A 24,932-nucleotide genomic window follows, 5' to 3' on the forward strand; every position below is an offset into this window, starting at 1 on the left:
AAATGTCGGTTCAGGGAACCATCCTTGTCCTAGACGGGACCTCGACCAATCGCATCATGCTGAAGGTTCAGCTGACGGCGGCCTGGTATCACGTTGTGCAGGCCGAAAAGCTGGACGGTCTGGCCGGGCTGTTGCGGCGCACACGCCCGGACCTTGTGCTGACCGCGCAATCCCTGCCGGATGGCACGGCGGCAGAGGTCAAGAAACTGGTGGCAGCCGATCCAGACCTTGCCGATGTGCCAGTGGCGGCAATTGCTGCCCAGAACGACAAGGCGGCCAGACTGAAAGCGCTTACGGATGGGCTGGATGATGTCATTACCCCACCTTTCAAGGACTCTCTCTTGCTTGCCCGGGTCCGTAGCCTTTTGCGTGCACGCGCCGAGACTCAGGAACTCAGAATAGGAAGTGGGTCGCAACCGATAGGGTTTGCCGAACCCGCAACGGGTTTCACGCCAGCACAAAAGCCTGCCCGGGTTGCGGTTCTGACACAATCCACCAAGACAAGCGCGCTGTGGCACAAGGCACTGTCCGGGAAAACGCGGCACGCGCTGGCCGCGCATACCTGTTCGAATTTGCAGGGGCTTTTGTCAGGCCCTCTGCCCGATGCAATTGTCATTGAAATCAACCCAAAGGCCCTAAGCACCCTAGCCGACTTGCGATCAAGGGTCGGTACAAGGCGAACGGTGCTGATTGGCGTTCTGCCTAAGGACGGCGCGCAGCTTGCCGCCGATGCGCTTGATCGCGGGGTGGATGCGATTTGCCAGAGCGGATTTTGCGCCGACGAAGTTGCGTTGCGGCTTGAAAATCAAATCGCCCGGAAATCCCGATTGGATCAGATGCGTGCATCGCTGTATCGCGGGGTCGCCGAATCCTGGATCGACCCCCTGACCGGACTTCACAATCGCCGGTATGCCATGCACGCCATGGATCAAATTGCGCGCAGGTCATCCCAAGCCAACAAGGGTTTTGCGGTTATGCTGGCGGATTTGGATCATTTCAAATCAATCAATGACCGTTACGGTCACGTCGCTGGTGACTTTGTGCTGACCGAAGCGGGCAAACGTTTGGAACGCGCGATTGGATCAGCCGGTTTCGTCGCGCGCATCGGCGGAGAGGAATTTCTGATTGGCCTGCCGGAAACAACGCAATCTGGCGCCCTTTCCATCGCCCGAACCTTGTGTGACTGCATCCGTCAGTCCCCGTTTTCACCCCCGGACAATCGGAAATTGGTACAGGTCACAATCAGTATCGGGCTTATCGCGACAAAACCTCAAAAGTCCTCTGTTGCGCCGTTGGATGGCTTGATCCGGTCAGCGGATTCCGCTCTGTACGCTGCAAAGAAAGCAGGCAGAAATCAGGTGCGGGTCAGACAATGTGCTGCCTGAAACCATTAGTCCTTTTTCTTGCGGCCATGCGGTCCGCGACGAACGACCTCTTCCAGACGATCGGCATAAATCAGACGCTCGTCGCTGGTCATCGACGTGACGCGGTCAAGCCACTGCTCTTGTAGGGCCACTTGCAGATCGGCCATGGACTGCGCCTGTCGGGACAACAGCGTCTGAACGGCCACAGGATCAAAGGGATCGGCGCGCAATGCCTCATTCAGCGTTGCGAAATCCCTGGAGCGGCTGCTTGACCCTTTTCTGTGCCGATCCGACAGATCACCCCGCAAAGCCTTCCGATCATCCTTCGGCAACGCGCGATAAAGAGCAGAGCCAAACCCGGGCGGGGCCTTGGCGTGATCATTTCCTTTGACCCGTAGAACGGTTCCAACAGCCATCCCAACAATCAAAAGATTGAGCGCAAGGGACACGGCCAACAGGATCGGCATCCACCGACGCTTGGGTTGTGGACTATCGTTCATTCGGTGTCCTCCAGAAATGATGTATCGAGGTCGGCGAGAACAAAGCTCGTTTTCTGCCCATAAATGTAGGTGGCGGGGTCCGGCAAAAAGCCCGGAGCGGCAAAGCCGATCCACACACCCGCTGCACTGGCCGCGACCAGCCCCCCCATGCCCTGCCAGCCTCCGACGCCATCAACAATCCGCGTCCAAAGCGAACGAGCGGGTTTGCCTGCGGGCGTCTTCTGACCCAAACGCACTTCTTCGGCGTCTGTCAGGATGCGTACTGCAAGTGTATCCGGCAACTCCGGTCGGTTCTGACGGGCTTGCGTAAATAACTGATCCAGTTGCTTTTCGTCTTCAGTCATCGTCATACCCCAATTCACCACGCCTATCGGACAGAATGGCCACCAAGCTCCGTTTTCCGCGCGCGGTCAGGCTCTCGACCGCTTCTACAGAAATACCCATGATCCCGGCAATCTCGGGGTTGGGCAATTCCTCTATGTGCCGCAAAACAACGGCTTGTCGCTGTCGCTCGGGCAGTTGTGACAAGGCCACCTGAAGCGCATCCTTACGGGCTTTGTCCTGCATACGCTCGGCAACACTGGCCCGACCATCTTCTGGCTCTGGAACATCGGCCAGATGGTCAGGTTTTTGCTTGCGCAGGTGATCCACGCACAGGTTCATCGTTACGCGATACAGCCATGTTGAAACCTTTGCCTGCCCCGAAACCCAATCCGGGGCCATCTTCCAAAGGCGCATCATTGCCTCTTGCGTGATATCTTCCGCCTCTGCCCGCGATCCCAGCATTCGAAGGGCAACCGAAAAACTTCGCGGCCCAAGCCGATCGGTCAGAACGCGCGCGGCCGCTGCATCGCCACGGGCGAACTGCCCCAACAGGGCATCATCGCTGAGCGTGTTCGCGGTGCAAGCCGCACCACGAACATCCTGCAGTGAAGAGGTCAGATCCTGCATTCCGCATCAGCTATCGTCAGAACCACCCTTGTCGCGTTTCTTGTGGTGCCGACCCATCTTGTTTTTTGCATCCGCAAATTCCTGTTCCGAAATCGCACCGCTATTGTCCGCGTCTATACGGTCAAACATCTTGTCAGCGCGGCGCGGTTTGGGCAACTCATCCTCGCTCAGAAAGCCATCCTGATTGGCATCGTGCCGCTCAAACATCTTCGAGACACGTTCGTTCACCTTCTTCTGGCTGGCCGCCTGCATCTCTTCGACGCTGAGTTGACCATCTCCGTTGGTATCCGCGTCCAGGAACCGCTGGCTTCGATGGGCCTGCATTTCCTCGGGCGTGACCTGCCCGTCATTGTTCGCATCCAATTCCTCAAACGTCACAGGTTCGTGACCGCGCTGACCTGCCGCCAGAACCGAGGTGCCTGTAATCGCGACAGCCGAGAGAACAATCGCCGGGATAAACTTCGCGCTTTTCATATCGGTTTTCCTTTGTTTGTGCGGCGTCGTTGCCGCTGCTCACATAGGTTCAAACGCCGCTGCGCGTGGGTTCCGTCGCAGAATTTCAAAAAAAACATCACTCCCTTTAAGGACACAAAGCGACGCACCCCCCTTTTCTACACGTCAAAACATGCGCAATATCCCACAAATCGGAACGCGCGAGTATCATGATGACAGATCAAACGATCGACACAACGGCTCAGGAAGACCGGCCCACTTGGCCGGCTTTGGCCAAGGGTTTTCGTTGCCGTTGCCCAAAATGCGGTGAAGGAAAGCTGTTGCACAACTATCTGAAGGTGAACCACACTTGCTCGTCCTGCGGGCAAGAACTGTTTCACCACAGGGCGGATGACGGCCCGGCTTACCTGACGATTCTGCTGGTCGGGCATCTACTGGCACCGGCGCTGCATGTCTCATACGTGCATTGGCGGCCCGAGCCTTTGACGATGTTCCTGATATTCGCGATTGGATGCACGGCATTGTCCCTGTTCCTGTTGCCGCGTTTAAAAGGTGCTGTTGTCGCCTATCAATGGGCGCGCCGTATGCATGGGTTTGAAAAATCGCAATGACCCCGACGATACAGGTGTTCAAAGTATGACGGTTGACAAAACTGCGATCCGCGACGCGGCGACGGTCATCGTTCTGCGCGACCGTATGACAAATCCGTCAATCCTGATGGGACAACGCGGAGCCAAAGCTGCGTTCATGCCCAACAAATTCGTGTTCCCCGGTGGCGCGGTCGACAAAGAAGATGCCGAGATCCCTCTGGCCTCTGACATGCCAACCCTGTGTCAGGACCGTCTGGCAGAAAGGTCCGAGCCGAACCTGCAAAACGCGCTCGCCGCTGCTGCAATTCGTGAATTGTGGGAGGAAACCGGGCTGGTTCTGGGCCACCCCGAAGCTTGGCCTACGCCTGCCCCAGTGGATTGGACCGGTTTCGCTGAACTGGGCTATCGCCCGGCCGCCGAGGCGTTGCAGTTCGTGTTCCGCGCTGTGACCCCTCCTGGGCGTCCCCGCCGGTTTGATGCGCGGTTTTTCCTTGTCGATGCTTCTGCAATTCAAGGAAATTTGGATGACTTCAGCCGCGCGTCTGACGAGCTGTCCCATCTGCAATGGGTTCCCTTGGAACGCGCGCGCGAGTTCGATCTTCCCTTCATCACCGAAGTTGTCCTGGCCGAAATCACGGCGCGGGTGACAGACACCGCGCCGCCGACATCGGTCCCCTTCCTGCTGAATCGGGAAGAGGAAAGCCTATTTCTAAAGCTCAAAGGTTATCCGATGCCCGAAAGCGACTGACCGTCGCTTAATTCATCCTGCTGATAACAGTGGTGACTTCGGGCTTTTTGCCGATCTCTGCCTTGGCCGTCTGACGTACAATTCGACGCATTGCCTCTTCCAGCTTGTCGTCGTCGCGCAGAGTCTTGGCATCGGCGCGCATGAGGAGCTGGTTCAGATCTTCTTCAAGAACCTCAACCAAGGCAGCACGAGAGGTTCCCAACTCAGGCAATCCCATCGTATCGCACCATGGCTCGCCCAGCGGTTCATCTTCTTCGTCCAGAATGACCGTAACAGTCACATGACCGTTCAGCGCCATTCGAATTCGGTCGCGCACAACGCCATCCAAAGCGCCGACTTTGACGGTGCCGTCCAGATAAGTCCGGCCCGTTTCGACATAATCCACCACATTTGGCGCATTGCCGGTCAGGTCCAGCATAGTGCCGTTCACGGCCAAAACACCTGTCCGACCGCCCGCTTCGGCAAGTTTCACGTGCTCTCGCAGGTGACGATGCTCACCATGCATCGGAATGACGAATTGCGGGTCAATCAGCGCATGCACTTTCTCAAGGTCTGGCCGGTTCGCGTGGCCCGAAACGTGATACAGGCCCGAACTGTCGTCCACGACATCCACGCCTTTTTCGCTGAGCTGATTGATGATGAAGATCACACCCCGCTCGTTCCCCGGAATTGTCTTGGACGAAAACAGGAACAGATCGCCCTCTTTCAACTCCAGTCCGCGGTATTTTCCACGCGCCAGTTGCGCGCTTGCGGCGCGGCGTTCACCCTGACTGCCCGTAACAATCAGCATCAGGTTTTGGCGCGGCACATCCACCGCCTCTTCCGCGCTGATCACTTTCGGAAAGTCCGACAGAATTCCGGTTTCGGTTGCCGCTTCGATCATGCGACGCATCGCCCGGCCAAGCAAAACGACCGAGCGCCCAGCCTTTTGCCCCGCCTCTGCCAGCGTCTTCACCCGGGCGACATTCGACGCGAAGGTCGTTGCCACAACCATGCTGCTGGCACTTTCTACCAGTCTAGTAATTTCAGGTCCGACCTCGGATTCCGATCGACCGTCATGAGGGGAAAACACGTTGGTGCTGTCGCACACCAATGCCTTAACGCCGGGCTTGGCGACTTCGGCCCAAAGGTCGGGGTCGAAAGGTTCACCTACAACCGGATTGGCGTCCAGCTTGAAGTCGCCGGAATGTACGATCCGCCCCTCGGGTGTATCAATGACCAGCGCCGCGCTTTCGGGGATCGAGTGTGAGACCGGCAAGAACGCGACCTTGAAAGGGCCCACCGATACCTGCTCGGGCCAGGCGGAAACCGTTCGCACGGCGTCTTCTGGACGGCCATGCTCGTCCATCTTGCGGCGCGCAATATTCGCGGTAAAGGCGCGGGCGTAGATCGGTGCGCCCAAAGCCTCATAACAATGCGCAACCGCGCCGACATGGTCTTCGTGGGCATGGGTCACAAACACTGCATCCAAACGATCCGCTCGTTCCTGCAGCCACGAGATATCGGCGTGGATCAGATCGACGCCCGGCGTTGTGTCCATATCGGGGAACGTCACCCCAAGGTCGACGAGAATCAGACGCTCCTGCCCCGGCTTCCCATAGCCGTAGACATAGGCATTCATGCCAATTTCGCCTGCACCGCCCAGCGGCAGATAGATCAGTCGTTCACTGCTCATGTTGAGCCATTTTCCTTGTTATAGCGATGGATTACAGTCAGGCCGTGCATCGTCAGGTCATCCTCGATCGCGTCAAACCCAACGTCGGCCTGATCGAACAACGGAGCAAGTCCACCGGTCCCAACGACCTTCATCGGCATTCCGTATTCCGCTTTGATGCGGGCAATCAACCCTTCGATCAATCCCGAATAGCCCCAATACACGCCGGATTGAATACAGCCAACCGTATTCGTACCAATCACCTTGTCAGGACGGGTAATGTCGATGTGCGGCAACGCAGCCGCACCCTGATGCAACGCCTCAAGGCTCAGGTTGACGCCCGGCGCAATGATCCCACCGACATATGCCCCATCCGAGGCGACCACATCAAAATTCGTGGCTGTTCCGAAATCAACGACGACGACATCGCCGCCGTGACGGTCAAACGCGCCGACCGCATTGGCCAGCCGGTCAGGTCCGGGAATGGTGCCTTCGTCAATTCGTGGAGCAACGGGCAGCAGGCATTCGGGTTTACCAACCACCAGCGGCCTGCAGCCAAAGAACCTGTCTGCGAATATGCGCAGGTTGAACACCACGCGCGGCACGGTTGAGGCGATAACCACGTCTGTAATGTCCGCCTCAATACCATAGTGTTTCACTAGCGTGGAATACCATGTGAAATAGGCATCCGCCGTCCGAGAGTGGTGCGTTGACGTGCGCAAGGTGCACAGAAAGGTTTCCCCGTCCCAGATCGAAAACACCGTATTCGTATTGCCGCAGTCAATTGCCAGAAGCATTTGAGCCTCCTTCAGAAAAACACATCCGCCGCCGGAATGCTGACGCGGCCTTTGGCGGTGTTTAGGACAAGGTTGCCACCCGCGTCCACTGTTTCAAAGGTCCCAACCGACTCGGACGTTGCGGTACGGGCGGTGATCACCTCACCCAACCGGGCCGCACGGTCCAACCAGGCCGTCCTGATTGGCTCAAACCCATAGGTCACAAACTGCGTCTCGTATTTCGAATACGCCGCAGCCAGTTCCGTCAAAAAGTCTTCTGGCGTGACGTCGACACCCATTTCTGACAGTAAGGAAACCGGACGCACCGCACCTGGTTCAACCGCATGCGGGAGGGGCGCTTCGGACAGGTTCACGCCGATCCCAATAGCCAGATGCGAGACACCGTGCCCGTGGCCAGTGCTTTCCAGCAGGATCCCCGCCAATTTCCCGCCGTTCAGTAACACGTCATTCGGCCACTTCAGGGAAAAACCACTCGCGCGCCCGGTGACGGCGACACAGGCATCAAATAGTGCAAGCGCCGCCACGAAGCTGCGTAACGCCGCCTGTTCCGGGTTTCCTTCGGGGCGCAAAAGTAGGGTCACCGCTAGGTTTCCCTTGGGGTTGGCCCAGGCCCTGCCCCGTCGCCCTCGGGCCGCTGTTTGGTGGTGCGCCAGAATCCAGACTGGTCCCTGCGCGGTTGGAGCGATACGGGCCGCCTCATTCAGCGTGCTGTCGACCTCCTGCAGAATATGCAGGCCATATCCTTGCGGCCATTGGGTCATTGTAAAAAGGCCCGGTCTGCTGACCGAGCCCTCCAAAAACGTGTGATGCGCATCTTAGTTGACAAGAGTTGCCGCCGCAGCCGCAGCCGCGCCTTCGATGCCAAACTGATATACGACCCCGACCAGCATCAGCGCCGCCGACCCCATCAGAGCAGTCCACAACACGGGCGAAGAGTGGGTTTCGACCGGTTCATCATTCTCGGCCCCGAAATACATGTAGAAAACGATCCGCAGGTAGTAGAACGCCCCAATAACCGAAGCGATGGCAGAAACGATCACCAAACCGGTCAGCCCGGCGCTGACGCCAGCCTGCCAGACGCCGAACTTGGCGAAGAATCCCAGCATCGGGGGCACGCCTGCAAGGCTGAACATCAGGATCAAAACAGCAAGCGCCTTACCCGGATCACGCTTTGCAAACTGACGTAAAGCGTCGATATCGGTGACAGGTTTGCCGTCACGCTCCATCATAAGGATGAAGGCAAAGGTGCCGATATTCATGGTCACATAGATCGCCAGATACATCAGCATCGCCTTGATGCCCAATTCCGTACCCGCAGCAAGACCAATCAGAGCATAGCCCATATGGGCAATCGACGAAAACGCCATCAGTCGCTTGATGTCGCGCTGACCAATGGCCGCAACTGCGCCCAACAACATCGACAGGACCGAGAGCAGGACGATCACCTGCTGCCAATCCTTGACCACTCCGCCAAAGGCATCATGCAGCAGACGCGCAAACAGCGCCATCGCTGCCACTTTTGGTGCCGTAGCAAAGAATGCGGTGATCGGCGTGGGTGAGCCTTCGTAGACGTCCGGAGTCCACATGTGGAACGGAACCGCCGAGACCTTGAACGCCAGACCCGAGATCAGGAAGATCAGGCCGAACAGCAGCCCGACCGAAACATCTCCGTGGTGTACCGTCTGGATAATGCCCGAGAACAGCGTGGTCCCGGTGAAGCCATACACCAGCGACGCACCGTACAGCAGCAGGCCCGAGCTGAGCGCACCAAGAACGAAATACTTCAGGCCGGCCTCGGTGGATTTCGCACTGTCACGGCGCAGGGCGGCCACGACATAAAGTGACAGGGATTGCAGCTCTAGCCCCATGTAAAGGGACATCAGGTCGCCTGCGCTGACCATCATCATCATGCCCACTGCGGCCAGAGCGACCAGCAACGGGTATTCGAACCTGAGCAAGCCGCGCCGCGCCATATAATCCTGGCTCATCAAAAGAACGGCAGCGGCAGAGAGAAGGATCGCAACCTTGGCAAAGCGCGCGAAACCGTCATCCACGAACATGCCGTTGAAGGCGACATTGGTGCCATCACCGTTCGTCGCGATCCAAATCGCGAGCAAGGCCATCAAACCAGCGGTAGACCACACCAAAACGGGTGCCAGCCCATCCTTTGATGTATAGACCGCCCCTATCAGCGCCAGCATCGCATAAACGGCCAGAATTATTTCCGGCAGGATTATCGTCAGATCAGCCTGGATCATGTCTCCAAAGCCCCCTTAATGCGAAGCGGCTGTCTGGGTCACGGCCTCTGCCGCGGCCAGAGCCGTGTCATAGTTCGAAATCAATGCCGCGGTCGAGTTGCCGATCACATCGGTCACGAGCGACGGGTAAACGCCCAACAGGATCGTCATCACGATCAGCGGCGCAAAGATCAGCCGCTCGCGCGAGCTCATGTCTGTCATCGCCTTCAGGCTTTCCTTGATCAGATCGCCAAAGACCACCCGACGGTAAAGCCACAGCGCATACCCGGCCGAGAAAATCACGCCGGTCGCAGCCACAGCCGTCACCCATGTGTTCACTTGGAACGCGCCCATCAGGGTCAGGAATTCGCCGATAAAGCCCGAGGTGCCCGGCAAGCCGACATTAGCCATGGTGAACAGCATGAAGACCAGCGCATAGGCGGGCATCCGGATCACCAGACCTCCGTACGCGTCGATATCACGGGTGTGCATCCGGTCGTAGATCACGCCGACGCAGAGGAACAGCGCGGCCGAGATAAACCCGTGGCTGATCATCTGGAAGATCGCGCCATCAATGCCCTGCTGGTTCGCCGCAAAGATGCCCATGGTCACAAAACCCATATGCGCGACCGAGGAATAGGCGATCAGCTTTTTCATATCCTCCTGAACCAGCGCCACCAGCGAGGTGTAGACAACCGCAATCGCTGACATCCACAGCACCAGATCGGTCATCACCGCCGAACCCACTGGGAACATCGGCAAGCTGAACCGCAAGAAGCCATAGCCGCCCATCTTCAGCAAGATCGCCGCCAGCACCACCGAGCCCGCCGTCGGGGCCTGAACGTGTGCGTCTGGCAACCACGTATGAACCGGCCACATCGGCATCTTCACCGCAAAGGATGCGAAGAATGCCAGGAACATCAGCGTCTGCATTCCGCCAACGATGTAGACGCCCAGCACGCTGAACCCCTCGGACGAGAACTGATGGCTCATCAGCGCCTCGATATCCGTGGTGCCCGCATCCGCATACATCGCAACCATCGCAACCAGCATCAGCACCGAACCGAGGAAGGTATAGAGGAAGAACTTGAAGCTTGCATAAATCCGGTTCGCACCGCCCCAGATACCGATGATCAGGAACATTGGGATCAGGCCTGCCTCGAAGAACAGGTAGAACAGCACCAGATCCAGCGCCATGAACACGCCCAGCATCAGCGTTTCCAGAAGCAGGAAGGCGATCATGTATTCCTTGACCCGGTCTGTCACGTTCCAGCTGGCCAGAATGGTCAGCGGCATGATGAAGGTGGTCAGTAGCACGAACAGAACGCTGATCCCATCCACGCCCATCTTGTACTTCAGGCCCAGCAGCCACTCACCCTCTTCCACCATCTGAAAGCCGGTGTTGGATGGGTCAAAGCCTGTGTAGATGCCGATGGAGACAAGGAACGTCACCGTGGTCGCCACCAACGCAACCCATTTCGCGTTGCGCTGCGCGGCATCGTCATCGCCGTGCAGAAACAGGGCCAGAATGCCTGCCGCCACAGCGGGGATGAAGGTAACGATCGAGAGGATATTATCCATTAGTGTGCGCCTCCGCCGATCGACATCCAGGTGACAAGGGCTGCGGTACCCAAGACCATCCAGAAGGCGTAAGTAAAGATGTAGCCCGTCTGCGCCTTGCCTGCGAGGCGGGTGAAGAAGGGAACAACGCCCATGGCAATCCCGTTCAGGAAACCGTCAATGGTGTTGCCATCGCCGCGTTTCCACAGGAACCGGCCGATCGCCACGGTGGGTTTGACGAAGATCGCATCGTAAATCTCATCAAAGTACCATTTGTTCAGCAAGAACAGGTACAGCGGGCGCTGGTTCTGCGCCAGACGTCCCGGCAGGGACGGGTTCACGATGTAGAACCAATAGGCCACAACAAAGCCCAGCAGCATGGCCACAAAAGGCGATACCTTGACCCATTTCGGAGCAGCATGCGCGTCGTCCAGCACATGATTGTCCGGTGCCATATACAGCGCGCCCTCGCCCGGCTCTCCCGCAAAGACGTAGTGGTGATCGCCGTGGGCGTCCTTTTCACCATGACCGTTATCTGCATGCGCATCGCCGTGACCATCGTCGGCGTGGCTGTCATCGTCATGCGTATCGGCTTTGCCGTGATCGTCAGCCTCGGCATGTTCCGACGCCTCAGCCACCGGGATGCCATAGAACTTGCCGACCTTGTCCGCGTGACCGAAGAAGTTGCCGTACCAGATCATGCCCGCAAAGACCGCACCCAGAGACAACACGCCCAAAGGCACCAGCATGACCATCGGGCTTTCATGCGCGTGATCATGTGTATGCTGATCGCCGCGTGGTTTGCCGTAGAAGGTCAGGAAAATCAGACGCCAGCTATAGAAGGATGTGAACGCAGCGGCGACCACCAGCAGCCAGAACCCATAGGCCGAACCGCCTGCATAAGCGCTCTCGATGATGGCATCCTTGGACAGAAAACCTGCAAATCCGAAGGTCGTCAGCGGAATGCCGACCCCCGTAATGGCAAGCGTCCCGATCATCATCGCCCAGAACGTATAGGGGATCTTTTTGCGCAGCCCGCCATACTCGGTCATCTCTTGTTCATGATGCATGGCGTGGATCACCGAGCCCGCACCAAGGAACAACAGTGCCTTGAAGAACGCGTGCGTGAACAGGTGGAACATCGCCGCCGAGTACATGCCCACGCCTGCGGCCACGAACATGTACCCAAGCTGAGAGCAGGTCGAATAAGCGATGACGCGCTTGATGTCGGTCTGCACCAGACCCACGGTCGCGGCAAAGAACGCGGTCGTCGCGCCCAGCACTGTGATGAACCCGGTCGCACCCGGCGCGAACTCCATCAGCGGCGACATGCGGCAAACCAGGAACACGCCCGCCGTCACCATTGTCGCTGCGTGGATCAGGGCCGAAACAGGCGTCGGGCCTTCCATCGCGTCCGGCAACCATGTGTGCAGGATCAGCTGCGCCGATTTACCCATCGCACCGATGAACAGCAGGACGCAGATCACTTCAACCGCAGTCCATTCGCCCCACAAGAAGTGTAGTTTTTCTTCGGCCAAAGCCGGGGCCGAGGCGAAAATGTCCGAAAAGTTGATGCTGTCGGTAAGAAAGAACAGCGCGAAAATCCCCAGCGCAAAACCAAAGTCCCCCACACGGTTCACAATGAACGCTTTCATCGCCGCCGCATTGGCACTCGGTTTGCGGTAATAGAACCCGATCAGCAGGTAGGACGCGACGCCCACGCCTTCCCAACCGAAGAACATCTGCACCAAATTATCCGCCGTCACCAGCATCAGCATGGCAAAGGTAAAGAAGGACAGATAGGCGAAGAAACGCGGCTTATAGCTCTCGCCCTCGCGCCATTGCGGGTCGTGATCCATGTAGCCAAAGGAATAGAGGTGCACCAGCGCCGAAACAGTCGTCACCACGATCAGCATGATCGCGGTCAGCCGGTCCAAACGAATGGCCCAGCTTGTCGACAGCGATCCGCTCTCGATCCAGCGCATGATCTCGATCTGTTGAGTGACGCCGTCGAACGAGAAGAACACTATCCACGACAGTAGACAGGCCAGAAATAGAAGGCCCGTCGCGGTCCACATCGCGGCTTTCTCACCGATGAACTTCCAGCCGAACCCGCAGATCAGCGCGCCCACCAGCGGGGCAAAAAGGATGGTGGTTTCCATGTTCCCTTACCCCTTCATCATATTGACGTCTTCAACCGCGATCGAGCCACGGTTGCGGAAGAAACAGACCAGAATGGCCAGTCCAATCGCCGCCTCAGCCGCCGCAACGGTCAGGACAAACAGCGTAAACACCTGCCCGACCAGATCGCCGAGGAAGCTGGAAAACGCCACGAGGTTGATATTCACCGCCAGCAGCATCAGTTCGATGCTCATCAGCAGGATGATGACGTTCTTGCGGTTCAGGAAGAGACCGAAGATGCCGATGACGAACAGCGTCGCCGCGACCGTAAGATAGTGTTCGAGTCCGATCATCGTCTTAAAGCCCCTGCCCCGGTTTCACGTCCTTCAACTCCATCGCCTTGGCCGGGTCGCGCATCATCTGGCTTATGATGTCCTGACGCTTGATGTCCTGGCGGTGGCGCAGGGTCAGCACGATGGCGCCGATCATGGCGACCAGCAGGATCAGGCCCGCAAGTTGGAACAGAAGGAAGTATTGATCGTAAAGAATGACACCCAGCGCCTCGGTATTGTGGCGGTCGGTTGGGACTGGCTGCGCCAGATTGGCCGCCGCCCCTTGCGCGCTGTCCCATGCGCCGAAGGCCATGACGAACTGCATCAAGATGACCAGACCGATCAGCAGCGCCAGCGGCATATAGCGCGCCATTTCGGCCTTAAGCTCGGCAAAGTCCACGTCCAGCATCATCACCACGAACAGGAACAGCACCGCGACCGCACCGACATAGACGATGATCAACAGCATCGCCACGAACTCGGCCCCCAGCAGAACGAACAGCCCAGCCGCAGACAGGAAGGACAGGATCAGCCACAGCACCGAGTGCACCGGCTGGCGGCTGATCACCGTGAACAGCCCGCCGGTGACAGCGCTGATGGCAAACAGGTAAAAGGCAAAGACGGTCATTGATCCTCATCCTTGTTGTCGCCCATGGCCTCTTGCGCCAGATCCAGCGCACGGGTCATGGCCGGGATGCCGGCAAAGACCGACATCTGACCGATCGTTTCCACGATCTCTTGTTTCTTCGCACCCGCCTCGAGCGCATGGCGCACAGTCTGGCGCACGGCTGAATCCGCCTGAGCGCCCTGACAGGTCAACCCGGCCAGCGTCAGCAAAAGGCGGGTCTTAGCGTCCAGCCCGTCGGTGTTGACCGTGTTGCCGAACATCATCTCCATGACCTCTTTGGGCATGGTCGGCCACAGCGCCTCGAACCCTTTCGGCGAGAAATTCTCCATCGCCGGGTTCATCGCCTTGGCCATGTCCTGAGCCTGCTTCATCATTAGCTCAAAGGGATTTGTCGGACTGTCTGTCATCGGTACGGCGCGTCCATTTCGAGGTTGCGAGCGATCTCGGCTTCCCAACGTTCACCGTTGTCGAGCAGTTTTTCCTTGTTATAAAACAGCTCTTCGCGGGTTTCCGTCGCGAATTCGAAGTTCGGACCTTCGACAATGGCATCGACCGGACAGGCCTCTTGGCAGAAGCCGCAATAGATGCACTTGGTCATGTCGATGTCATACCGCGTGGTGCGGCGGCTGCCGTCCTCGCGCGGTTCGGCGTCGATAGTGATCGCTTGCGCGGGGCAGACCGCCTCACACAGTTTGCAGGCGATGCAGCGTTCCTCGCCATTGGGATACCGACGCAGGGCGTGCTCGCCGCGGAACCGAGGCGACAGAGGACCTTTTTCGTGCGGGTAGTTCACGGTAGCCTTTGGGGCGAAAAAGTACTTCAGCCCCAGCTTCATGCCGACCCAGAAGTCTTGCAGCAGGAAATACTTGGCAGCGCGGGTATAGTCGATTTGTGTCATATCAGCCTCCTACGCTCCAACGGGCGAACGCACCCCAGAACCAGTCGAACTTTGCTGCGAAGGCCACGAACACCACCCAGACCAGCGAGAAGGGCAGAAACACTTTCCAACCCAACCGCATCAACTGGTCATAGCGGTAGCGGGGCGTGATTGCCTTGACCATTGCAAACAGGAAGAAGAAGAACGCCATTTTGGCGACCATCCACAGCACGCCATCGGGCAGACCCGGAATGGGTGACAGCCAACCACCGAAGAACAGCAGCGAGATCAGCGCGCACATCAGGAAGATGGCGATGTATTCCCCTGCCATGAACAGCAGGAAGGGCGTGGCCGAGTATTCGACCTGATAGCCTGCCACCAGTTCCAATTCTGCCTCGGGCAGGTCAAACGGCGGTCGGTTGGTTTCAGCCAGCGCCGAGATGAAGAACAGGAAGACCATCGGGAAATGCGGCAGCCAGTACCAGCTGAAGAAGCCAAACCGACCGTCCTGTGCCTCTACGATGTGTCCAAAATTCATCGACCCGGTCGAGATGATCACACCGATGATGATCAAGCCCAGCGAAACCTCATACGAGATCATCTGCGCCGCAGACCGCAGCGACCCAAGGAACGGATACTTTGAGTTCGATGCCCAACCGCCCATAATCACGCCATAAACTTCCAAAGAGGATACGGCAAAGACATAGAGGATCGCGACGTTAAGATCTGACAGCACCCAGCCATCGTTGAACGGGATCACCGCCCAGGCAATCATCGCCAGAACAAAGGATGTCAGCGGCGCCAGCATAAAGACCGTGCGGTCCGCACCCGCTGGGATCACGACCTCTTTCACCACGTATTTCAGTGCGTCCGCCACGGATTGCAGCAGGCCGTAGACGCCAACGACGTTGGGGCCCCTACGCATCTGGACGGCGGCCCAGATCTTGCGGTCGCCATAAACAAGGAACAACAGCGAAATCATCACAAAGGCGACGACGGCCAGCACCTGCGCCAGAATGATGAGGGCGATGCCGCCGGGGGTGTTAAAGAAATCAGCCATTGGTCCTCACACCGTGGGTCGTCAGGGAAATGTCAGCGGGTCGGATCATTCTGCGGCCATCCTGTCAGTCTTGAGGGCTTGCGCCTGCGCCGACAGCTCGGCCATCAACTGCGAGGCCCGCGCTATCGGGTTTGTCAGGTAGAAATCCTTGATTGCAGGGCGGAAGCTGGCCTTGCCCAGAGATCCGGCCTCAAGCGGTTGAATTTCGTTTTCAATCACTTCGTCAATGCGCGCCAGATGTGGCACCGCTTCGATCAAGGCCGTCCGCAATTGCGCCAGCGAGTCAAATGGCAGCGCAGCACCCAATTCGGCTGAAAGCGCGCGTAGAACGGCCCAGTTCTCTTTCGCCTCTCCGGGTGCGAACCCGGCCCGCATCGCCAGTTGCGGACGGCCTTCGGTGTTCACGAACAACCCGTTTTCCTCGGTATGGGCCGCGCCCGGCAGGATCACATCGGCGCGGTGCGCGCCCCGGTCACCATGGCTGCCCTGATAGATGACAAAAGCGCCTTCGCCGATCTCGACTTCATCCGCACCAAGGTTATAGATAACGTCCGCCGCATTTACGGCGTCCATCCCTGCATCGTTCGTCGCGTCTACATCCAAGGCGCCCACACGCGCGGCGGCGGTATGCAGGATGATCAGCCCGCTTTCGGTATTGGCGGCAATGGCTTGCGCGGCGGCCAGAACGGCGGCCCCGTCAGCCTCCTGCAGGGCACCTTGCCCGACGATAACCAGCGACGGCTTGCCCTTGATCTCATCATCACCGCCCATATCGACGACCTTTTGCAGCGCCGCCCGGTCATCGCCCAAGTGGTGATAGGGATAGGTCAAATCTGCAGCAGGCCCAACCAAAGCAATATCAGCCCCCTGCGCCCATGCCTTGCGAATACGTGCGTTCAGAACCGGAGCTTCGTCCCGCGGGTTGGTGCCGATCAGCAGGATACGCTCGGCCGTGTCGATATCTTCGATGGCGGCAGTCCCGGCATAGGCCCCACGGTTGCCCGCTGGCAGCTTGGCCCCGTCGGTGCGGCATTCGACAACACCGCCCTGCCCCTCGATCATCTGTTTCAGCGCAAACGCAGCCTCAACTGGGGCCAGATCACCAACGATCCCAGCCGGTTTTTCGGCCCCTTTCAGCGCTTGCACCGCTTTGGCCAACGCCTCGGGCCACGAGGCCGGGCGGAGCTTGCCGTTCTCGCGTACATAAGGCTTGTCCAGCCGCTGGCGGCGCAGGCCGTCCCAAACAAAGCGCGTCTTGTCGCTGATCCATTCCTCGTTCACACCGTCGTGGTTGCGCGGCAAGAAGCGCATCACTTCACGCCCCTTGGTATCCACGCGAATGTTGGATCCCAGCGCGTCCATAACATCAATGCTCTCTGTCTTGGTCAGCTCCCACGGACGGGCAGTAAAGGCATAGGGTTTAGACGTCAGCGCCCCAACCGGGCACAGATCGATGATGTTGCCCTGTAAGTTCGATTGCAGCGTTTCATTCAGATACGAGGTGATCTCGGCATCTTCGCCACGCCCGGTCTGCCCCATCTGAGTGATCCCGGCGACCTCGGTCGTGAAGCGCACACAACGGGTGCAACTGATGCACCGGGTCATCGCGGTGCCGACCAGCGGCCCCAGATCCAGATCATCCACAGCGCGCTTGGCTTCTTTAAAGCGCGACCCCGACACTCCATAGGCCATCGCCTGATCCTGAAGGTCACATTCGCCCCCCTGATCGCAGATTGGGCAGTCTAGCGGGTGATTGATCAGCAGAAACTCCATCACCCCTTCGCGGGCCTTCTTGACCATGGGCGAGTTTGTTTTGACCACGGGCGGCTGGCCTTCCGGACCCGGACGTAGATCACGCACCTGCATCGCGCAGGAGGCGGCGGGTTTCGGCGGCCCGCCCACGACTTCAACCAGACACATCCGGCAGTTCCCGGCGATCGAAAGACGTTCGTGATAGCAGAAACGCGGCACCTCGACCCCGGCCTGCTCACAAGCCTGGATCAGGGTAATCGCACCATCGACTTCAATTTCCTGCCCGTCGATATTGATCTTGCGGAGGTCAGACATGGTCTAGTTCGCCCTCAAATACACGCCGATGGCGCTGTTTCTTTCGATTTCCTTCTGCCCCAATGCGCAGAAAGTTTTGGGGTTGTCATACGAGACACCGTTCTGCGCCAGGTATGCTTCGCCTTTTGAGCGCATCCTGTCTTTCTCAGAATCGGATTCCACATAGGCCCGGATTTCCTTGTCCGAGTACCCCAGCTTGTTTGCTTTCGACCGCAAATCCCACATCACGCCAATCGCCTTCAGACGACGCCCACTGATCGAAGGGCAAACCTCTGAAATCTCGTTCGCTACCGCGATATAGTACAACTCGTTGTCGATCTCTTTGACATCTCGCAAAGGCGGCTTGGCGTCAGCCGGCACCGGCGACGCAAACACGCATATCGCGGCAATCAACGTCGCCGCGCCCAATACGGACCCTCGCAGATTTGCCGGCCCCTGGCATTCAGCGCGCATAGCTGCGTGATATGCGAAACTGCGTGTCATGGACGAAGGCATTTTCCTGCGAAAGTCAGTTTGTCGTCGGTGATCCGCAGGTTTTGCGGTTCGGTATCCGGTCCGACCTTCCAGTCAATTCGCGAAGACCCGTATTTTGCGATACAAAACTTGGTGCCTTCGTACCGTCCCGCCTCGCGCGCTCCGTCCAATGAAGCTGAAACACCGTTCACCACGACCGTGAAATCTGTTGGCGCTGTTTTTTTGTCCACGACTTTCGCTTTAGCGCGGAAGTATTGACCGTCAAAAACCACGCGGTCCGAGGATGGGGTCACCAAACCACAAGACGCGACAAGCGCAGCCGCGGCACAGACCACCAATGCCCGACCACAGGTTTTCATCCGGCGCGTTTTTCCGGTGACATGATGAACAGCGCTTAACATCAGAACGCGGCCACCATTGCCATAATCCCCATGATGAACATGCACGCCCATCCCAGAACATAAAGAACGCTCCGCAAGCCTGTGTTAGGTTTGCCAATTCCCTGAATGTGAATGACCAGCATCACCAATCGCGCCAAAAGCGCGACCGAGGCCAGCAGATTTACCCAGAACGGGCTTACCGCCATCAGTATGGCCGCAATTGTCACAGCCGCATATGCCGGAAGGGTCTCAGTTCCGTTCAGATACGCTCGGTTCAGTCGATAGGTTTTGTCGGCATAGTCCTGCTCGGGCGTGGAACCCGGAGCCAAGCCTTTTCCTTGCTTTGCCAAAGCCGTGAATGGGGCAAGTAACAACACAACCAGGGTGAAGATCATCAGCGAAACGATCGCATGGCCATATTCTGCAAATACTTCCATAGGTTCTACTCCGCAGCCATTGCACCAAGGCGACCAGACTTCTGGGCCTTGATACGGTCTTCGATTTCGTCCCGGAAATTGCGGATCAGGCCCTGGATGGGCCAAGCCGCAGCATCGCCAAGCGCGCAGATCGTGTGCCCTTCGACCTGTTTGGTCACGTCAAACAGCATGTCGATCTCTTCCAGTTCGGCCTCACCGCGCACCAGTCGATCCATCACGCGCATCATCCAACCGGTGCCTTCACGGCATGGCGTACACTGGCCGCAGCTTTCGTGCTTGTAGAATTTCGACAGCCGCCAGATTGCCTTGATGATATCGGTGGAATTGTCCATCACGATCACTGCCGCCGTTCCCAGGCCCGAGCCCAAATCGTTGCGCAGATAGTCGAAATCCATGATCGCATCGCGCATGTTTTCACCGCGCACGCAAGGAACGGACGAGCCACCGGGGATCACCGCCAGCAGATTGTCCCAGCCGCCGCGAATACCGCCACAATGGGTCTCGATCAGTTCCTCAAACGAGATCGACATCGCCTCTTCGACCACACATGGGTTATTCACATGGCCCGAGATCGCAAACAGCTTGGTGCCCGCATTGTTCTGACGACCAAAGCCTGCGAACCAATCCGCGCCCCGGCGCAGGATGGTGGGCACAACGGCAATGGATTCCACGTTGTTCACCGTGGTCGGACAACCATACAGCCCCGCACCCGCCGGGAACGGAGGCTTCATCCGCGGCATGCCCTTCTTGCCCTCAAGGCTTTCGATCAAGGCGGTTTCTTCGCCGCAGATATACGCGCCTGCGCCGTGATGCAGGAACAGATCAAAATCCCAGCCCGAACCGGCGGCGTTCTTGCCCAACAAGCCAGCGTCATAGGCTTCGTCAATCGCAGCCTGTAGCGCCTCACGCTCACGGATATATTCGCCGCGCAGGTAGATATAGCAGGTATGCGCATTCATCGCGAAGGACGCGATTAGGCAGCCTTCGATCAATGTATGCGGATCATGACGCATGATCTCGCGGTCCTTGCAGGTGCCCGGCTCGGATTCGTCCGCGTTCACAACAAGATAGGCCGGGCGACCGTCGCTTTCCTTGGGCATGAACGACCATTTCAGACCGGTGGGAAAGCCCGCACCGCCACGACCACGCAGGCCGGAATCCTTCATCGTCTGGATGATCCAGTCGCGGCCCTTCTCGATCAGGCTAGCCGTGCCGTCCCAATGCCCGCGCGCCTGTGCGCCGCGCAATGTGCGCTCGTGCATCCCGTAGATGTTGGTAAAGATCCGGTCCTGATCCTTCAGCATCGTGTATTACCTTCAGCTGTCCTGACGCATGCGCCAGAGTTGAAAAATGTTGACGCCCGCATAAATGAATCCTGCCAGAGCGGCAAAATCAAAAAGCAACGCATAGCGGCCCGGCAGTCCCAACTGCGGACCAACAAATGACATGACAAGCCACAGCACCATCGTCGCGGCGATGACGACGCCGATATGACGGCCCTTTCGGGCTATGGCCTGTTCCTTGTCCTTGTCCATCTCATCCCGATGCCCCGAGTGGGCACCTATCTTAGTCCTCGTTCCCCGCGGCAAGGCTGGTTGCCTGCTCGACCCAGCCGTCGCGTTCGATCCGGCCCTTGAACTTCAGCTGCGTATCCACCCAGGCAATATTCCCGGCCGTCCAGGTTGAGATCTGGTCGTAGTGATAGATCCCCAGATCGTTCAGCTTTTCTTCCAGCTTCGGCCCAACGCCCTTCAGCACTTTCAGATCATCCGCCTTACCGTCGCGCGCCTTCGTCAGCGTTTCGGGCTTGTCTTCCGTAGCTTCCTGGGCCTGCTTCGCCGCCGGTTTGCCAACCTCACGCTCTTTCGGAGGTTTAGGAGCTGCCTTGGTCGCCGCCGCCTTACCATCCTTACCCAACCACGGGGTCAGGATCGGAACCTCGGTCCCGTCGATGCGTTTGACCGTGTCGCCCAGATCAACAGCCAGTTCGACACTCGCATTATTCTCGGGCTTGTCCGTTGCATACTCGGTCAGGCTGCTCAAACCTTTCAGCGGTTCCGCGGCATAACGACCGTTCTGTGGACCTGGCACCGGCACCTTGCCCGCGGCCAAATCGTCAATGATCTTGCCAAAGCTTTCGGCCGTCAAATCTTCATAATAGTCCTTGCCGATCTGCGCCATGGGCGCGTTCGCACAGGATCCGAGGCATTCAACCTCTTCCCAACTCAACTTACCATCAGCGGACAACTCATGCGGCTTGGCAGCAATCTTTTCTTTGCACACCGCAATCAGATCTTCGGCCCCGCAGATTAAACATGAGGTCGTGCCGCACACTTGGATATGCGCAACTGTTCCAACGGGTTGCAACTGAAACATGAAGTAGAATGAGGCGACCTCAAGCACGCGGATATAGGCCATACCCAACATGTCGGCGACGGATTCGATCGCCGGACGGGACAGCCAACCCTCTTGCTCTTGCGCGCGCCACAACAGCGGAATAACCGCACTGGCCTGACGACCCTCGGGGTACTTGGTGATCTGCGCTTCGGCCCACTGCTGGTTAGCAGCGGTGAAGGCAAAGCTTTCGGGTTGTTCGGGATGAAGACGGCGGAGCATTAGCGGTCAATCTCTCCAAATACGACGTCCATGGTTCCGATAATCGCGGCGACGTCGGCCAGTTGGTGACCCTTGGCGACGTGATCCATGGCTTGCAGGTGCAGGAAACCCGGCGCGCGCAGTTTGGCGCGATAGGGTTTGTTGGTGCCATCGGCGACGAGATAGACGCCGAACTCGCCCTTAGGGGCTTCGACGGCGGCATAGACCTCGCCCGCGGGGACGTGGAAGCCTTCGGTGTACAGCTTGAAGTGATGGATCAGGCTTTCCATCGAGGTCTTCATGTCCGAGCGTTTCGGCGGGGTGATTTTGCCGCGGGCCAGAACGTCGCCCGGGCATTCGCGGATCTTGGCGATGGCCTGACGGATGATGTGCAGCGACTGGCGCATCTCTTCCATCCGAACCAAATAGCGGTCATAGCAATCACCATTCTTGCCGACGGGGATTTGGAACTCGAACTCGTCATAGCATTCATAGGGCTGCGCGCGGCGCAAATCCCAAGCCAGACCCGATCCGCGCACCATTACGCCGGAGAAGCCGTATTTCTGGATGTCATCTTCGGTCACGATGCCAATATCGGCGTTACGCTGTTTGAAGATGCGGTTTTCGGTCAGCAGACCGTCAATATCGTCCAGAACGGCGGGGAATTCGTGGCTCCACGCCTCGATATCGTCCAGCAGTTCTGGCGGCAGGTCCTGATGCACACCACCGGGGCGGAAATAGGCGGCGTGGAGGCGCGCACCACAGGCACGCTCATAGAACACCATCAGCTTTTCGCGTTCCTCAAACCCCCACAGCGGTGGAGTCAGGGCGCCAACATCCATCGCCTGCGTCGTCACGTTCAGCAAGTGGTTCAGGATGCGCCCGATCTCAGAATACAGAACTCGGATCAGCGAACCTCGGCGCGGTACCTCGACCCCGGTCAGCTTTTCGATGGCCAAGCACCAGGCATGTTCCTGGTTCATCGGTGCCACGTAATCCAGACGGTCGAAATACGGCAGGTTTTGCAGATACGTCCGGCTTTCCATCAGCTTTTCGGTGCCACGGTGCAGCAGACCGATATGCGGGTCGCAACGTTCAACAATCTCACCGTCCAGCTCAAGAACAAGGCGAAGAACCCCATGCGCCGCAGGGTGTTGCGGGCCGAAGTTAATGTTGAAATTGCGGATCTTCTGTTCTCCGCTCAGCGCGTCCGTGCTGCCGTCATCGTATCTTGAGCCGTCCATCAACGCCCTCGTTTCTTCTTCGCTTCGGCCCGAACCCGGACCTTTTCGGCCTCGGCCGCCTTCGCTGCGGCCCCTGCAAGCAGCACACCCAGCACGCCCAGAACAATCAGTTCGCCTGTCATATCAGCGTCGCTCCATCTCTTGCAGCTTCAGCGCCATCATCCACAGCAGGACAATCACGACCGGAGAGATGATGCACGCAAACGCCCAGTTCTTGTTGATCCCGAAATGCGGCAGCAGCTTGATCATTGGCACAACCGTCGCCACCACCAGAACAATCCAGATCAGGAACTCAAACATGGCGGCTACTCCTGCTTCTCATCCCCTGGCAGAATATAATTCGCACCTTCCCAAGGGCTCATGAAGTCAAACTGCCGGTACTCCTGCACCAGGCTGACCGGTTCGTAAACGACACGCTTCTGCGCCTCGTCGTACCGCACTTCGGTATAGCCCGTGGTGGGAAAATCCTTGCGCAGCGGATAGCCGCGGAAACCATAATCCGTCAGAATGCGCCGCAAGTCCGGGTGTCCCGAGAACAGAATGCCGAACATGTCGAACACCTCTCGCTCGAACCAGTTGGCCGAGGGGTGAACATCTGCGATCGAGGGCACCATGTCTTCCTCACGAATGGAAACCCGCAAGCGAATGCGCTGGTTCTGATACATCGACAAGAAGTGATAGACCACGTCGAACCGCTTGGCGCGTTCGGGGTAATCGACGCCCGTAATATCTACAAGGGTCGAGAACTTGCAATTCTGATCAGACCGCAGGAATTCTACGAACTCCACAAGGCTCGACGGTGCGACATCGACGTTCAATTCGTCATGGGTCACATCCCAGGACAAAACACAATCAGCCCGTTTAAGCTCTAACTGCGCGCCGAGTTCTTTGAGTGCTTCGCTCATCTTCCCTCTCCCTCAGCGCACGATGGTTCCGGTGCGGCGGATCTTCCGTTGCAACTGCATCAGACCATAAAGCAGAGCCTCGGCGGTAGGAGGGCAGCCGGGGACGTAGATATCCACCGGAACGATACGATCACAGCCCCGCACAACAGAGTAGGAATAGTGATAATACCCACCCCCATTCGCGCAGGACCCCATCGAGATCACATAGCGTGGCTCGGGCATCTGGTCATAAACCTTGCGCAACGCCGGGGCCATCTTGTTGGTCAGGGTTCCGGCAACAATCATCACGTCGGACTGACGCGGAGAGGCGCGCGGCGCGATGCCAAACCGTTCCGCATCATAGCGCGGCATCGAGGTGTGCATCATCTCAACCGCGCAGCAGGCCAGACCAAAGGTCATCCAGTGCAAAGACCCGGTGCGAGCCCAGTTGATGATGTCCTCGGTCGAGGTCAGCAGAAATCCTTTGTCCTGCAATTCAGAATTCAGGGCCTGGGTTGCAACTTCCTTGTCGACGCCTGCGGTATTTGCACCCGTCATCACTCCCATTCCAGGGCCCCTTTCTTCCATTCATAGGCAAAGCCAATGGTCAGAACGCCCAGAAACACCATCATGGACCAGAACCCAACATCGCTGATGTCTTTGAAACCGACGGCCCAGGGGAACAGGAAAGCAATTTCCAGATCGAAGATGATGAAGAGAATCGAAACCAGATAGAACCGAACGTCGAACTTCATCCGCGCATCATCAAAGGCGTTGAAGCCACATTCATATGCGCTAACCTTTTCAGGGTCTGGATTGCGGACGGCCAGAACCACAGCAGCCAGAATCAGAACGATTCCAAGGCCAACGGCAACGGCCAGAAACACCAGAATCGGGAGGTACTCCCGCAACAGGTCTTCCACGTAAAGCTCCTTTCCTGTGCAGCGCTCGCAGCGACGCACCGTCAATTGGCGTGTTG

31 protein-coding genes are annotated in these 24,932 nt (G+C 58.0%); 3 read left to right on the forward strand and 28 right to left on the reverse strand.

What is annotated here, in order from left to right:
* Positions 1-2 precede the first annotated feature (2 nt).
* On the forward strand, positions 3-1,385 hold the full coding sequence (locus tag ACT2B1_RS12915) for a diguanylate cyclase (RefSeq protein ID WP_481667888.1): 1,383 nt from the start codon (positions 3-5) through the stop codon (positions 1,383-1,385).
* 5 nt (positions 1,386-1,390) lie between these two features.
* Here the strand turns inward: ACT2B1_RS12915 and ACT2B1_RS12920 are convergent, their stop codons facing one another.
* From ACT2B1_RS12920 to ACT2B1_RS12935, 4 genes are read right to left on the reverse strand one after another with little or no spacing between them, the layout of a single operon-like run.
* A complete protein-coding gene (locus tag ACT2B1_RS12920) occupies positions 1,391-1,864 on the reverse strand; it encodes a periplasmic heavy metal sensor (protein WP_171239773.1) in 474 nt (157 codons plus the stop codon).
* Positions 1,861-2,208, reverse strand: a complete 348-nt coding sequence (locus ACT2B1_RS12925; RefSeq protein ID WP_254449172.1) for a hypothetical protein — start codon at positions 2,206-2,208, stop codon at positions 1,861-1,863. The genes ACT2B1_RS12920 and ACT2B1_RS12925 overlap by 4 nt, the downstream gene beginning before the upstream one ends.
* Positions 2,201-2,815 (reverse strand): RNA polymerase sigma factor, encoded by a 615-nt coding sequence (locus tag ACT2B1_RS12930; protein ID WP_481667889.1) that lies wholly within the window; start codon positions 2,813-2,815, stop codon positions 2,201-2,203. Before ACT2B1_RS12930 ends, ACT2B1_RS12925 begins: the two co-directional genes overlap by 8 nt.
* Before the next feature lie 6 nt (positions 2,816-2,821).
* On the reverse strand, positions 2,822-3,289 hold the full coding sequence (locus ACT2B1_RS12935) for an EF-hand domain-containing protein (RefSeq protein ID WP_481667890.1): 468 nt from the start codon (positions 3,287-3,289) through the stop codon (positions 2,822-2,824).
* Positions 3,290-3,480: 191 nt separating this feature from the next.
* Here ACT2B1_RS12935 and ACT2B1_RS12940 point away from each other — a divergent pair, with 191 nt between their 5' ends.
* Both ACT2B1_RS12940 and ACT2B1_RS12945 read left to right on the forward strand, forming a co-directional pair.
* Entirely contained in the window at positions 3,481-3,879 is a 399-nt protein-coding gene (locus tag ACT2B1_RS12940) for a DUF983 domain-containing protein (RefSeq protein WP_171239769.1), read from the forward strand.
* 25 nt (positions 3,880-3,904) lie between these two features.
* Positions 3,905-4,606, forward strand: coding sequence for an NUDIX hydrolase (locus tag ACT2B1_RS12945; RefSeq protein WP_171210469.1), 702 nt, complete (start codon positions 3,905-3,907; stop codon positions 4,604-4,606).
* A 7-nt stretch (positions 4,607-4,613) separates the two neighbouring features.
* Here the strand turns inward: ACT2B1_RS12945 and ACT2B1_RS12950 are convergent, their stop codons facing one another.
* The 24 genes from ACT2B1_RS12950 to ACT2B1_RS13065 are packed head-to-tail and all read right to left on the reverse strand — an operon-like array spanning position 4,614 to position 24,876.
* Positions 4,614-6,281 carry a ribonuclease J gene (locus ACT2B1_RS12950; protein ID WP_481667891.1) on the reverse strand — a complete coding sequence of 556 codons (1,668 nt, stop codon included), beginning with the start codon at positions 6,279-6,281 and terminating at the stop codon, positions 4,614-4,616.
* Positions 6,278-7,057, reverse strand: a complete 780-nt coding sequence (locus ACT2B1_RS12955) for a type III pantothenate kinase (RefSeq protein WP_171120805.1) — start codon at positions 7,055-7,057, stop codon at positions 6,278-6,280. Before ACT2B1_RS12955 ends, ACT2B1_RS12950 begins: the two co-directional genes overlap by 4 nt.
* 11 nt (positions 7,058-7,068) lie before the next feature.
* The gene (locus tag ACT2B1_RS12960; protein ID WP_481667892.1) at positions 7,069-7,818 is read right to left on the reverse strand and encodes a biotin--[acetyl-CoA-carboxylase] ligase; all 750 of its coding nucleotides are present in this window, start codon (positions 7,816-7,818) and stop codon (positions 7,069-7,071) included.
* A 54-nt stretch (positions 7,819-7,872) separates the two neighbouring features.
* A complete protein-coding gene (gene nuoN / locus ACT2B1_RS12965; protein WP_171120801.1) occupies positions 7,873-9,315 on the reverse strand; it encodes an NADH-quinone oxidoreductase subunit NuoN in 1,443 nt (480 codons plus the stop codon).
* 15 nt (positions 9,316-9,330) lie between these two features.
* Entirely contained in the window at positions 9,331-10,875 is a 1,545-nt protein-coding gene (locus ACT2B1_RS12970; protein ID WP_171122623.1) for an NADH-quinone oxidoreductase subunit M, read from the reverse strand.
* Positions 10,875-13,016: an NADH-quinone oxidoreductase subunit L gene (gene nuoL, locus ACT2B1_RS12975; protein ID WP_481667893.1), complete on the reverse strand. Its 2,142-nt coding sequence runs from the start codon at positions 13,014-13,016 to the stop codon at positions 10,875-10,877. Before nuoL ends, ACT2B1_RS12970 begins: the two co-directional genes overlap by 1 nt.
* 6 nt (positions 13,017-13,022) lie before the next feature.
* Positions 13,023-13,328 (reverse strand): NADH-quinone oxidoreductase subunit NuoK, encoded by a 306-nt coding sequence (gene nuoK / locus ACT2B1_RS12980; protein WP_050602759.1) that lies wholly within the window; start codon positions 13,326-13,328, stop codon positions 13,023-13,025.
* 4 nt (positions 13,329-13,332) lie between these two features.
* Positions 13,333-13,935 carry an NADH-quinone oxidoreductase subunit J gene (locus tag ACT2B1_RS12985; protein ID WP_171120795.1) on the reverse strand — a complete coding sequence of 201 codons (603 nt, stop codon included), beginning with the start codon at positions 13,933-13,935 and terminating at the stop codon, positions 13,333-13,335.
* On the reverse strand, positions 13,932-14,342 hold the full coding sequence (locus tag ACT2B1_RS12990) for a carboxymuconolactone decarboxylase family protein (protein ID WP_171120793.1): 411 nt from the start codon (positions 14,340-14,342) through the stop codon (positions 13,932-13,934). The genes ACT2B1_RS12985 and ACT2B1_RS12990 overlap by 4 nt, the downstream gene beginning before the upstream one ends.
* Positions 14,339-14,833, reverse strand: coding sequence for an NADH-quinone oxidoreductase subunit NuoI (gene nuoI, locus ACT2B1_RS12995; RefSeq protein WP_481667894.1), 495 nt, complete (start codon positions 14,831-14,833; stop codon positions 14,339-14,341). Before nuoI ends, ACT2B1_RS12990 begins: the two co-directional genes overlap by 4 nt.
* A gap of 1 nt (position 14,834) precedes the next feature.
* Entirely contained in the window at positions 14,835-15,872 is a 1,038-nt protein-coding gene (gene nuoH, locus ACT2B1_RS13000) for an NADH-quinone oxidoreductase subunit NuoH (protein WP_481667895.1), read from the reverse strand.
* 45 nt (positions 15,873-15,917) lie between these two features.
* Positions 15,918-17,939: an NADH-quinone oxidoreductase subunit NuoG gene (gene nuoG / locus ACT2B1_RS13005; protein ID WP_481667896.1), complete on the reverse strand. Its 2,022-nt coding sequence runs from the start codon at positions 17,937-17,939 to the stop codon at positions 15,918-15,920.
* A 3-nt stretch (positions 17,940-17,942) separates the two neighbouring features.
* A complete protein-coding gene (locus ACT2B1_RS13010) occupies positions 17,943-18,392 on the reverse strand; it encodes a DUF5333 domain-containing protein (RefSeq protein WP_171239794.1) in 450 nt (149 codons plus the stop codon).
* 26 nt (positions 18,393-18,418) lie between these two features.
* Entirely contained in the window at positions 18,419-18,814 is a 396-nt protein-coding gene (locus ACT2B1_RS13015) for a hypothetical protein (RefSeq protein WP_481667897.1), read from the reverse strand.
* Complete coding sequence (locus tag ACT2B1_RS13020; RefSeq protein WP_171120786.1) at positions 18,814-19,230, reverse strand: MAPEG family protein; 417 nt, start codon at positions 19,228-19,230, stop codon at positions 18,814-18,816. Before ACT2B1_RS13020 ends, ACT2B1_RS13015 begins: the two co-directional genes overlap by 1 nt.
* A 5-nt stretch (positions 19,231-19,235) precedes the next feature.
* Positions 19,236-20,534 (reverse strand): NADH-quinone oxidoreductase subunit NuoF, encoded by a 1,299-nt coding sequence (gene nuoF, locus ACT2B1_RS13025; protein WP_481667898.1) that lies wholly within the window; start codon positions 20,532-20,534, stop codon positions 19,236-19,238.
* Positions 20,535-20,546: 12 nt separating this feature from the next.
* Complete coding sequence (locus tag ACT2B1_RS13030) at positions 20,547-20,765, reverse strand: DUF5337 domain-containing protein (RefSeq protein ID WP_171239762.1); 219 nt, start codon at positions 20,763-20,765, stop codon at positions 20,547-20,549.
* Between the two features lie 31 nt (positions 20,766-20,796).
* Entirely contained in the window at positions 20,797-21,846 is a 1,050-nt protein-coding gene (gene nuoE, locus ACT2B1_RS13035; protein ID WP_481667899.1) for an NADH-quinone oxidoreductase subunit NuoE, read from the reverse strand.
* Entirely contained in the window at positions 21,846-23,069 is a 1,224-nt protein-coding gene (locus ACT2B1_RS13040; protein WP_171120779.1) for an NADH-quinone oxidoreductase subunit D, read from the reverse strand. The genes nuoE and ACT2B1_RS13040 overlap by 1 nt, the downstream gene beginning before the upstream one ends.
* Positions 23,069-23,191 carry a hypothetical protein gene (locus tag ACT2B1_RS13045; RefSeq protein ID WP_255431592.1) on the reverse strand — a complete coding sequence of 41 codons (123 nt, stop codon included), beginning with the start codon at positions 23,189-23,191 and terminating at the stop codon, positions 23,069-23,071. The genes ACT2B1_RS13040 and ACT2B1_RS13045 overlap by 1 nt, the downstream gene beginning before the upstream one ends.
* 1 nt (position 23,192) lies before the next feature.
* Complete coding sequence (locus tag ACT2B1_RS13050) at positions 23,193-23,369, reverse strand: hypothetical protein (RefSeq protein ID WP_171120778.1); 177 nt, start codon at positions 23,367-23,369, stop codon at positions 23,193-23,195.
* A 5-nt stretch (positions 23,370-23,374) separates the two neighbouring features.
* Complete coding sequence (locus ACT2B1_RS13055; protein ID WP_171120776.1) at positions 23,375-23,974, reverse strand: NADH-quinone oxidoreductase subunit C; 600 nt, start codon at positions 23,972-23,974, stop codon at positions 23,375-23,377.
* Positions 23,975-23,986: 12 nt separating this feature from the next.
* The gene (locus ACT2B1_RS13060) at positions 23,987-24,520 is read right to left on the reverse strand and encodes a NuoB/complex I 20 kDa subunit family protein (RefSeq protein WP_171239760.1); all 534 of its coding nucleotides are present in this window, start codon (positions 24,518-24,520) and stop codon (positions 23,987-23,989) included.
* Positions 24,511-24,876, reverse strand: a complete 366-nt coding sequence (locus ACT2B1_RS13065; protein WP_050602775.1) for an NADH-quinone oxidoreductase subunit A — start codon at positions 24,874-24,876, stop codon at positions 24,511-24,513. The genes ACT2B1_RS13060 and ACT2B1_RS13065 overlap by 10 nt, the downstream gene beginning before the upstream one ends.
* Positions 24,877-24,932 lie beyond the last annotated feature (56 nt).

The sequence above is a fragment of the Ruegeria sp. S263 genome (assembly GCF_056780525.1).

Excerpts from the sequence above, each read along its gene's own strand:
- ACT2B1_RS12915 (WP_481667888.1), top strand. The coding sequence starts at position 3 with ATGTCGGTTCAGGGAACCATCCTTGTCCTAGACGGGACCTCGACCAAT.
- ACT2B1_RS12960 (WP_481667892.1), bottom strand. The coding sequence starts at position 7,818 with ATGACCCAATGGCCGCAAGGATATGGCCTGCATATTCTGCAGGAGGTC.
- ACT2B1_RS13055 (WP_171120776.1), bottom strand. The coding sequence starts at position 23,974 with ATGAGCGAAGCACTCAAAGAACTCGGCGCGCAGTTAGAGCTTAAACGG.
- ACT2B1_RS12950 (WP_481667891.1), bottom strand. The coding sequence starts at position 6,281 with ATGAGCAGTGAACGACTGATCTATCTGCCGCTGGGCGGTGCAGGCGAA.
- ACT2B1_RS12990 (WP_171120793.1), bottom strand. The coding sequence starts at position 14,342 with ATGACAGACAGTCCGACAAATCCCTTTGAGCTAATGATGAAGCAGGCT.
- ACT2B1_RS13030 (WP_171239762.1), bottom strand. The coding sequence starts at position 20,765 with ATGGACAAGGACAAGGAACAGGCCATAGCCCGAAAGGGCCGTCATATC.
- nuoK (WP_050602759.1), bottom strand. The coding sequence starts at position 13,328 with ATGATCGGACTCGAACACTATCTTACGGTCGCGGCGACGCTGTTCGTC.
- nuoG (WP_481667896.1), bottom strand. The coding sequence starts at position 17,939 with ATGTCTGACCTCCGCAAGATCAATATCGACGGGCAGGAAATTGAAGTC.
- ACT2B1_RS13020 (WP_171120786.1), bottom strand. The coding sequence starts at position 19,230 with ATGGAAGTATTTGCAGAATATGGCCATGCGATCGTTTCGCTGATGATC.
- ACT2B1_RS13060 (WP_171239760.1), bottom strand. The coding sequence starts at position 24,520 with ATGGGAGTGATGACGGGTGCAAATACCGCAGGCGTCGACAAGGAAGTT.
- ACT2B1_RS13040 (WP_171120779.1), bottom strand. The coding sequence starts at position 23,069 with ATGGACGGCTCAAGATACGATGACGGCAGCACGGACGCGCTGAGCGGA.
- ACT2B1_RS12970 (WP_171122623.1), bottom strand. The coding sequence starts at position 10,875 with ATGGATAATATCCTCTCGATCGTTACCTTCATCCCCGCTGTGGCGGCA.
- nuoI (WP_481667894.1), bottom strand. The coding sequence starts at position 14,833 with ATGACACAAATCGACTATACCCGCGCTGCCAAGTATTTCCTGCTGCAA.
- ACT2B1_RS12985 (WP_171120795.1), bottom strand. The coding sequence starts at position 13,935 with ATGACCGTCTTTGCCTTTTACCTGTTTGCCATCAGCGCTGTCACCGGC.
- ACT2B1_RS12930 (WP_481667889.1), bottom strand. The coding sequence starts at position 2,815 with ATGCAGGATCTGACCTCTTCACTGCAGGATGTTCGTGGTGCGGCTTGC.
- ACT2B1_RS13050 (WP_171120778.1), bottom strand. The coding sequence starts at position 23,369 with ATGTTTGAGTTCCTGATCTGGATTGTTCTGGTGGTGGCGACGGTTGTG.
- ACT2B1_RS12925 (WP_254449172.1), bottom strand. The coding sequence starts at position 2,208 with ATGACTGAAGACGAAAAGCAACTGGATCAGTTATTTACGCAAGCCCGT.
- ACT2B1_RS12945 (WP_171210469.1), top strand. The coding sequence starts at position 3,905 with ATGACGGTTGACAAAACTGCGATCCGCGACGCGGCGACGGTCATCGTT.
- nuoN (WP_171120801.1), bottom strand. The coding sequence starts at position 9,315 with ATGATCCAGGCTGATCTGACGATAATCCTGCCGGAAATAATTCTGGCC.
- ACT2B1_RS12935 (WP_481667890.1), bottom strand. The coding sequence starts at position 3,289 with ATGAAAAGCGCGAAGTTTATCCCGGCGATTGTTCTCTCGGCTGTCGCG.
- ACT2B1_RS12955 (WP_171120805.1), bottom strand. The coding sequence starts at position 7,057 with ATGCTTCTGGCAATTGACTGCGGCAATACGAATACGGTGTTTTCGATC.
- nuoL (WP_481667893.1), bottom strand. The coding sequence starts at position 13,016 with ATGGAAACCACCATCCTTTTTGCCCCGCTGGTGGGCGCGCTGATCTGC.
- ACT2B1_RS13015 (WP_481667897.1), bottom strand. The coding sequence starts at position 18,814 with ATGTTAAGCGCTGTTCATCATGTCACCGGAAAAACGCGCCGGATGAAA.
- ACT2B1_RS12940 (WP_171239769.1), top strand. The coding sequence starts at position 3,481 with ATGACAGATCAAACGATCGACACAACGGCTCAGGAAGACCGGCCCACT.
- nuoE (WP_481667899.1), bottom strand. The coding sequence starts at position 21,846 with ATGCTCCGCCGTCTTCATCCCGAACAACCCGAAAGCTTTGCCTTCACC.
- nuoF (WP_481667898.1), bottom strand. The coding sequence starts at position 20,534 with ATGCTGAAGGATCAGGACCGGATCTTTACCAACATCTACGGGATGCAC.
- ACT2B1_RS13045 (WP_255431592.1), bottom strand. The coding sequence starts at position 23,191 with ATGACAGGCGAACTGATTGTTCTGGGCGTGCTGGGTGTGCTGCTTGCA.
- ACT2B1_RS12920 (WP_171239773.1), bottom strand. The coding sequence starts at position 1,864 with ATGAACGATAGTCCACAACCCAAGCGTCGGTGGATGCCGATCCTGTTG.
- nuoH (WP_481667895.1), bottom strand. The coding sequence starts at position 15,872 with ATGGCTGATTTCTTTAACACCCCCGGCGGCATCGCCCTCATCATTCTG.
- ACT2B1_RS13010 (WP_171239794.1), bottom strand. The coding sequence starts at position 18,392 with ATGCGCGCTGAATGCCAGGGGCCGGCAAATCTGCGAGGGTCCGTATTG.